This window comes from Brevundimonas sp. (genome assembly GCF_023259385.1).
Taxonomy (GTDB): domain Bacteria; phylum Pseudomonadota; class Alphaproteobacteria; order Caulobacterales; family Caulobacteraceae; genus Brevundimonas.
The window spans coordinates 1-7236 of record NZ_JAHFPF010000187.1; the positions used below are offsets into that span (position 1 = coordinate 1).

At 70.2% G+C, this 7236-nt stretch carries 8 protein-coding genes and 1 pseudogene; 2 read left to right on the forward strand and 7 right to left on the reverse strand.

Translation table 11 applies throughout. The features are described 5' to 3' along the window. From Q0C81_RS13655 to Q0C81_RS13665, 3 genes and pseudogenes are all read right to left on the reverse strand, one after another. Positions 1–1146, reverse strand: a pseudogene (locus Q0C81_RS13655) (excinuclease ABC subunit A); the annotation flags it as partial. A gap of 141 nt (positions 1147–1287) precedes the next feature. Further along, positions 1288–1767: a group III truncated hemoglobin gene (locus tag Q0C81_RS13660; RefSeq protein ID WP_291838909.1), complete on the reverse strand. Its 480-nt coding sequence runs from the start codon at positions 1765–1767 to the stop codon at positions 1288–1290. Positions 1768–1819: 52 nt separating this feature from the next. Further along, entirely contained in the window at positions 1820–2263 is a 444-nt protein-coding gene (locus tag Q0C81_RS13665; protein WP_291838911.1) for a hypothetical protein, read from the reverse strand. 128 nt (positions 2264–2391) lie between these two features. On the opposite strand from Q0C81_RS13665, the gene Q0C81_RS13670 reads away from it, so the two are divergent. Further along, the gene (locus Q0C81_RS13670) at positions 2392–2529 is read left to right on the forward strand and encodes a hypothetical protein (RefSeq protein WP_291838914.1); all 138 of its coding nucleotides are present in this window, start codon (positions 2392–2394) and stop codon (positions 2527–2529) included. Then, positions 2495–4063, forward strand: coding sequence for an ATP-binding cassette domain-containing protein (locus Q0C81_RS13675; RefSeq protein ID WP_291838916.1), 1569 nt, complete (start codon positions 2495–2497; stop codon positions 4061–4063). The genes Q0C81_RS13670 and Q0C81_RS13675 overlap by 35 nt, the downstream gene beginning before the upstream one ends. Here the strand turns inward: Q0C81_RS13675 and Q0C81_RS13680 are convergent. The 4 genes from Q0C81_RS13680 to flgI all read right to left on the reverse strand — a co-directional run. Further along, positions 4060–5637 carry an EAL domain-containing protein gene (locus tag Q0C81_RS13680; RefSeq protein WP_291838919.1) on the reverse strand — a complete coding sequence of 526 codons (1578 nt, stop codon included), beginning with the start codon at positions 5635–5637 and terminating at the stop codon, positions 4060–4062. The genes Q0C81_RS13675 and Q0C81_RS13680 overlap by 4 nt on opposite strands. Positions 5638–5690: 53 nt before the next feature. Beyond that, on the reverse strand, positions 5691–6134 hold the full coding sequence (locus Q0C81_RS13685; RefSeq protein WP_291838922.1) for a flagellar basal-body protein FlbY: 444 nt from the start codon (positions 6132–6134) through the stop codon (positions 5691–5693). Next, positions 6131–6427 carry a rod-binding protein gene (locus tag Q0C81_RS13690; protein WP_291838925.1) on the reverse strand — a complete coding sequence of 99 codons (297 nt, stop codon included), beginning with the start codon at positions 6425–6427 and terminating at the stop codon, positions 6131–6133. The genes Q0C81_RS13685 and Q0C81_RS13690 overlap by 4 nt, the downstream gene beginning before the upstream one ends. 2 nt (positions 6428–6429) lie before the next feature. Continuing rightward, a partial coding sequence (flgI, locus tag Q0C81_RS13695) for a flagellar basal body P-ring protein FlgI (RefSeq protein WP_291838928.1) occupies positions 6430–7236 on the reverse strand: 807 nt, incomplete at its 5' end.

Here is a 7236-nt window from a genome sequence, read left to right on the forward strand (position 1 = left end):
GAACGGCTTGGTGGTCTGGTACGACCGCGCACCGTCGTCGTAGGTGAACTTGATCGTGTCCTCGCCCGAGCCGTGCAGGATCGCGTCTTGCGTCTTCTTCGGCAGGTCCTTCCACTTGGCGTCGAGGGTGAACTTGTAGTGCTTGCCGAGCGCTTGCAGGGTCTGGATGTAATAGGGCGACGACGATTTTGCCCACGGTGCGATGGCGCCCGCGCGCAAGCTCTTGTCGCGGTCGGGGATGACCAGGTCGGCGTCGATGTGCTGCTCGACGCCGAGCCCGCCGCAGGCCGGGCAGGCGCCGAACGGGTTGTTGAACGAGAACAGCCGCGGCTCGATCTCGGCGATGGTGAAGCCGGAGACCGGGCAGGCGAACTTCTCGGAGAAGGTGATGCGGCGCGGGCCAGTCTCGCCTTCCATGGTGTTGGCCCACTCGGCCACGGCGATGCCTTCGGCCAGGCCCAGCGCGGTCTGCAGGCTGTCGGCGTAGCGGCTCTCAAGCCCCTGTTTGGTGACGATGCGGTCCACGACGATGTCGATGTCGTGCTTGAACTTCTTGTCCAGCGCCGGGGCGTCCTCGATGGCGTAGAACTCGCCGTCGATCTTCACGCGCTGGAAGCCCGAGCGCTGCCACTCGGCCATCTCCTTCTTGTACTCGCCCTTGCGGCCGCGAACGACCGGAGCCAGCAGCAGGATGCGCTCGCCGTCGGCCAACGCCGTCAGCTTGTCGACCATCATGGAGATGGTCTGGCTCTCGATCGGCAGGCCGGTGGCGGGCGAATAGGGCACGCCGACTCGCGCCCACAGCAGGCGCATGTAGTCGTGGATCTCGGTCACCGTGCCGACCGTCGAGCGCGGGTTCTTGGACGTCGTCTTCTGCTCGATGGAGATGGCCGGCGACAGGCCCTCGATCAGGTCCACGTCGGGCTTGCCCATCAGCTCCAGGAATTGGCGGGCGTAGGCGCTGAGCGACTCGACATAGCGGCGCTGTCCCTCGGCGTAGATGGTGTCGAAGGCGAGCGAGCTTTTGCCCGAGCCGGACAGGCCGGTCATGACCACCAGCTTCTCGCGCGGAATGTCGAGATCGACGCCCTTGAGATTGTGTTCGCGCGCGCCGCGCACGCGGATGAAGTTGTGCTTTTCGGTCATGGAATCCGGGAACGCGGAGAGGGCCGGGCAGGGTCCGGCGCGACAACGCTATATGGGGGATGTTTCGCTGAGATCAGCAAGAACATTATAGGAACTGGCGGCCGCCGGCGCCAGACTGCTGACAGCAGGTGGCAGCAGTCCTCAATCCCGGGGCGTCCACGGCCGTCGGTAGCGCTCGCCGGACCCCAGCAGGACGCTGTTCGCATTGGCCACGCCCAGCTCCAGGCTTTCGGCGATCCGGCGCGCCCGTTCCATGAAGTGGGCGGCTGCGACGGGCGGGCAGACCTCCCGCGTCGTCTCCTCGAACAGGGCCAGCCAGCGGTCAAAATGCGTCGCATCGATGGGCAGGGGCAGGTGCTTCGGCATCGGGCGGCCCTGATAGACGCCGGTCGACAGCGCCACCGACGACCAGAACAGCTTCATCTGCGCCAGGTGCGGGTCCCAGTCCTCGACCCGGGCGGCGAAGACCGGGCCGATCAGGGCGTCGTCGCGGACCTTGCCGTAGAAGGTCTCCACCAGCCGGTCGATCATGGCCTCGTCGATGCCGGTCTCGGCGCGGATGCGGTCCGTCGCGGCCTTGCGGCGGGCGGCGAAGGCTTCAGCGGTGTCGGCGTGGGTCATGGCGATCCTCTAGGCCGCCCGAGCCGGCCCGGCCAGACCGTGCGACCCCGCGTCAGTCGGCGATCAGGAAGTCGCCGGCGTTGAACGTCAGGACGCAGCGGGGATCGCCGCCGGACGCATCGACCGAGCAATAGTCGACCCCGACCAGGTTCTTCTGGACCCGGGCGGTCGAGCGGGCGCTGCGACCGTCCTGGGCGAAGCCGGTTCCCATCGCCGTGCTGTGCGGACCCAGGGCGTCATAGAAGCTCCGGGCGAGGGGGCCGGTGCAGGTGAACAGCAGCAGTTCCTCGCCGCCGTCGATCACCTGCCGGTAGGCGCCTGAGCCCGCCGCCTGGCGAATGCACTCGGCGTAGAGGCGGGCGTGGGGTCCGGTGGGCTGTTCCGCGAGCGGGGCGTAGTCGGGCGAGACCGGAGGAACGGCGTCCGGCGTCGCATGAGCACAGGCGGCGGCCGAGAGCAGGGTCGCGGCGACGGCGAGGCGGGCGAAAAAACGCATGGAAGGTCCTCCAGACCCCCAGCCTTTCACGGTCTCGTCAGCGCCGCCAGAGCGGAAAGGGGTTGCGTGCGGGGCTCCGGGCGCCCATCCTCTTGGCTTCGAGTGAGTTCACTGGAGGCCCGACGATCATGATCAGCACGCTGGAAATCGGTTTCGCCCTTTCCGCTCCTCTGCTGCTCGTGCTCGCCTATGTCCTCGCTCCCAAGCCGAAACCCGTCCGCATCCGCACTCGTGACGCTCGATCGCGTCGCGGCCCGAACGCCTGACGGTTCCACCCTATTTTCTGATCTGAGCCTCGTCTTCGGGCGGGAGCGCACCGGACTTGTCGGCCGCAACGGCTCGGGCAAGACCACGCTGCTGCGCCTGATCGCCGACATGTCCGCCCCCGCCGAGGGCGCGATCAACCGCGTCGGAACCGTCGCCTGGCTGGAGCAGCGCGGCGAGCCCGCGCCCGGCGAAACGGCGGCGGAGACGCTCGGCGCGGCCGCCGCGCTGGCCGTGCTGGCGCGCATTCTGGCGGGCGAGGGGACGGCGGACGATCTCGACGCCGCCGACTGGACGCTGGAGAGCCGTATCGGCGAGGTCCTGGCGGAGGTCGGGCTGCAGGCGCTGGATTTGTCGCGCGAGACGGCCTCGCTGAGCGGCGGCGAGCAGACCCGGCTGCGGCTGGCCGCCCTGCTGCTGGATCCGCCGGACCTGCTCTTGCTGGACGAGCCGACCAATCACCTGGATCGTGACGGACGCGAGCGCATCGCCGAGGTTCTGGGCCGCTGGCCCGGCGGCGTTCTGGCGGTGAGCCATGACCGGGCCCTGCTGCGCCGGATGGACCGCATCGTCGAGCTGTCGAGCCTCGGGGCCGCGGTCTACGGCGGCGGCTACGATCTCTACGCCGAACGCAAGGCCGCCGAGCGCGCCGCCGCCGAGCGGGATCTGGACGCGGCCGGGCGCGAGGCGGCCCGCATCGCCCGCGAAGGTCAGAAGGCCGTCGAGAAGAAGGCCCGCCGCGATCGGGCCGGCCGCGCCTTCGCGATGAAGAAGTCCGAGCCGAAGATCCTGCTGGGGGCCATGGCCGAGCGGGCGGAGAATTCCGGCGCGCGCGAGAACCGGCTGGCCGAACGCCGGGCCGAGGCCGCGGAGGCGGACCTGGCCGCCGCGCGCGAGAAGGTGGAGCGGGTACGGGCGCTGGATATTCCGATGCCGCCGACGAGGCTGGCGGCGGGACGGACGGTGCTGGAGCTGGACGCCGTCGCCTGGGACGCGCCGGGCGGACGGCGGATCGTGGGGCCGGTTTCGTTGAAGCTGACGGGGCCTGAGCGGGTGGCGGTGACCGGCGCGAACGGCGCGGGCAAGTCGACCCTGCTGAAGCTGATCGCGGGGACGCTGGAACCGACCTTGGGCCGGATCGCGCGGCCGGTGACCGCGGCCCTGCTGGATCAGGAGGCGGCCCTCCTGCACCCGGACGAGACGCTGGTGGAGGCCTATCGCCGGATCAATCCGCAGGCGACGGCCAACGACGCCCATGTGGCGCTGGCTCGGTTCCTGTTCCGTAACACGGCGGCGCAACGGACGGCGGGAACGCTGTCAGGCGGCGAGCGGCTGAGGGCGGCGCTGGCCTGCGTCACCGGCGGCGTCCGTCCCGCGCAGCTGTTGATCCTCGACGAACCGACCAACCACCTCGATCTGGACTCGGTCGCGGCGGTGGAGGCCGCCCTGCGCGGCTATGACGGCGCCCTGGTCGTGGTCAGCCACGATCCGGACTTCCTGGACGCCGTCGGGATCGAGCGGACGCTGGCGCTTTAGCCCCAGCCGGCGACCTCGCCCTTGCGGCGGGCGGGCGTCGCGGGCGCGGCGGCGACCGGAGTCTCGGTCGGACGGCCGAACAGCCAGCCCTGGCCGAAGTCGACGCCGAGCGACTTTATCGCCGCCGCCTGCCCCTCGGTCTCGACCATCTCTGCCACGGTGGCGATCTTCAGGTCGCGGCACAGGCCGACCAGATGGGTGGCCAGGGTACGGACCTTGGCGTCGGTCTCGATCTCGCGCACGAAGCCGCCGTCCAGCTTCAGGATGTCGATCGAGAGCTTGTGCAGATAGGTCAGGGAGGCCGAGCCGACGCCGTAGTCGTCCAGGCAGACCTTGATGCCCGCCTCGCGCAGGCCGGCCAGGCGCTGGTTGGCGCCGTCCAGATCGACCACGTCGGCCGTCTCCGTGATCTCGACCATCAGCCGCTTGCGGATGTCCGGGGCCGCGGCGGTCATGCGCAGCAGGCCCTCGACATAGCGGCCGTCAGCCAGCGAGGCGCCCGAGACGTTGATCGCCGCCTTGACCAGGCCGAACCCGGGGCGGCGCAGCTGGGTCAGGGCCTTCTCCGCCACCGCCAGATCGAAATCGTCGATCAGGCCCAGTTCCTCGGCCATGGCGATCGGACCGGTCGGGGCGGAGGCCGCGCCGCCGAAGCGGCTCAGGGCCTCGAAATGGTGCACCGCCCGGCTGTCCAGAGCGACGATGGGCTGCCAGACGAGGCTGAAGTCGCGGCTGCGCACGATGGCGCGGAAGCGGTCGGCGTCCTGCACCGTGCGCTGCAGGCGGGCGCTGAACCGGTCGCCGGCGGCCGCGCCGTCCTTCAGGCAGTCCTCCAGCGCGAAGCGCAGGGTGCGCACGGCGACGGCGGCCTCGGCCCGACCGATCTCGGCGCGAGTGGCGACCGGCGACAGGTTCACCCCCTCGGCCAGGCCCATGGCGCGGATTTCCTCGGCCAGGTCGACGATGTCGGCGGAGTCGCGCATCAGGGCGAAACGGTCGGGAGCCAGGCGGGCCGCGCTGATCCCGCCGATGGAGGCCAGCTGCAGCCGCGCCTCGATCCGCGCGCCGGCCTTGCGGTGCGGCTCGTCCAGCGCGCCCAGTCCAGGGATCTCAAGGAAGTCGACGGACAGTTCCGGACCGGTGCCGCCGACGGCCAGCAGGGCGCCGAGCCGCTTCAGCAGCCCCCGCGCGTCCAGCAGCGGCTCGGTCTTCGGCGCGACGGCTTGGTAGGCCGCCCCTTGCCAGGCCATGGCGCAGGAGACGAAGGGAGCGAGGTCGGGCAGCAGGAAGGCGCGCAGGACGGCGCGGCGGACCCGATCCTCGCCGGCCAGAACCTCGACCTCGATCGGCGCGGAGCGCACGCCTGGCTTCAGGGCGGCCAGGGCGGCGTTCACGTGCTCAAGGCAGGACTTGCCGAGCAGGGCGCTCAGCCCCTGGCCGGTCCATGCGGCGGCCGGATCGACGCCCGCGACCGGACCCACGCCGATGGCGAAGGTGATCTTGTCCCGATCAAGCTCAAAGAGCACGTCGGAGGAGGCGAAGGCCATGCCGAGAAGGCGCGATTTGATCGTCATTCCGGAGATCTAACGCGCACGACGTTAAAGCCGCCTTTGCACGAACGCCGTTTTCAGGCCGTCCGGTTCAGCGCCACGGCGCGGCCGTCGCCCGCGTTCGCGTGACCCGACGCGCTATAGGCGGAAGGGGAGCCGCGCTGGCTGGCGACCTCGGCGGCGATCGTCTTGACCAGGCCTTCGGAGATGACCCGGGCGGCCTCGACGGCGTGGGCGTGGCGCGACAGCACGGCCTCGAACAGCCGGGTCGCCTTGATCAGGGCGTCACGGAGCGGGGCGGGCGCGGCGGCGATGGCGGTCGGATTGGCCTTCAGCTGGGCCGACTCGCGGCGGTAGGCGTTGGCCAGTTCCTGGGTCGCGGCGACCGTGGCGGCGGCGTCCTGCGGCCGGCGCGCCTCGAAGGCCTTCGATTCCTCGATGAGGCAGGCGGTCAGCCGCTCGGTCAGGTCGGTCATCTGCCGAACCCGGGCGGTGGCGTTCACGACTTGAGATTCGGTCATTGTCCCTGTTCCTGCATCTTCAGCATCTGCGCGACGACCTGATCGGCCAGGCCGATGCCGCCCGCCTTGACGGTCTGTTGGGCCATGGCGTCGATCATGAAGCTGCGCCACTGGCCCTCGGCCTCGCCGCCACCGCCGATCCCGTCGGTCTTCAGGCCCTCGAACATCGGCTTGAGCATCTGCGACAGGAAGGACGCCTCGAACTGTTTGGCGGTCTCGCGCATCCGGGCGGTGACCTGCGGCGCGGCCGCGGCGGTCGTGGGCAGGGCGGAGGAGACGGTCAGATCGGTCATGCTCACATCACCTCGATGTCTGCTTGCAGCGCCCCGGCGGCCTTGATGGCCTGCAGGATGCTGATCATGTCGCGCGGGCTGACCCCCAGGGCGTTCAGGCCGTTGACCAGGCTGGAGAGCGAGGTTCCGCCGCCCAGCATGCGCATCTGCACGCCGCGCTCTTCCTCGACGGAGACGTCCGACTGGGGCACGACCACGGTCTGGCCGCCGCGGCTGAAGGGCTCGGGCTGGCTGACTTGCGGGTTCTCCTGCACGGAGACGGTCAGATTGCCCTGGGCGATGGCCACGGTGGAGACCCGCACGGCCTCGCCCATGACGATGACGCCGTTGACCTCGTCGATGATGACCTTGGCCGGGGCGTCGACCTGGACCGGCAGGTTCTCGATCCGGCTGATGAAGCCGGCCATGCCGAAGCCGGTCGGGGCGCGCAGGGCGACCACGGAGCCGTTCTCGGCCAGGGCCGTGTTCGGATAGGACTGGTTGATCGCGGCGGCGACCCGCTGGGCCGTGGTGAAGTCGGGATTGCGCAGCGTCAGCCGCACCTCGTTCATATTGGCCAGTTCGAAGCCGGTCTCGCGCTCGACCGTGGCGCCCGAGGCGATTCGTCCGGCGGTCGGCACGCCGCGCGTGACCGACGAGCCCGAAGCGCCCGATGCCGAGACCGAGCCGGTCTGGATCGAGCCCTGGGCCACCGCATAGACCTGACCGTCCGCGCCCTGCAGGCCGGTGACGATCAGCGCTCCGCCCAGCAGGCTCTTGGCGTCGCACATGGAGGAGACGTTCACATCGATGCGCGCCCCCGGGGTGGA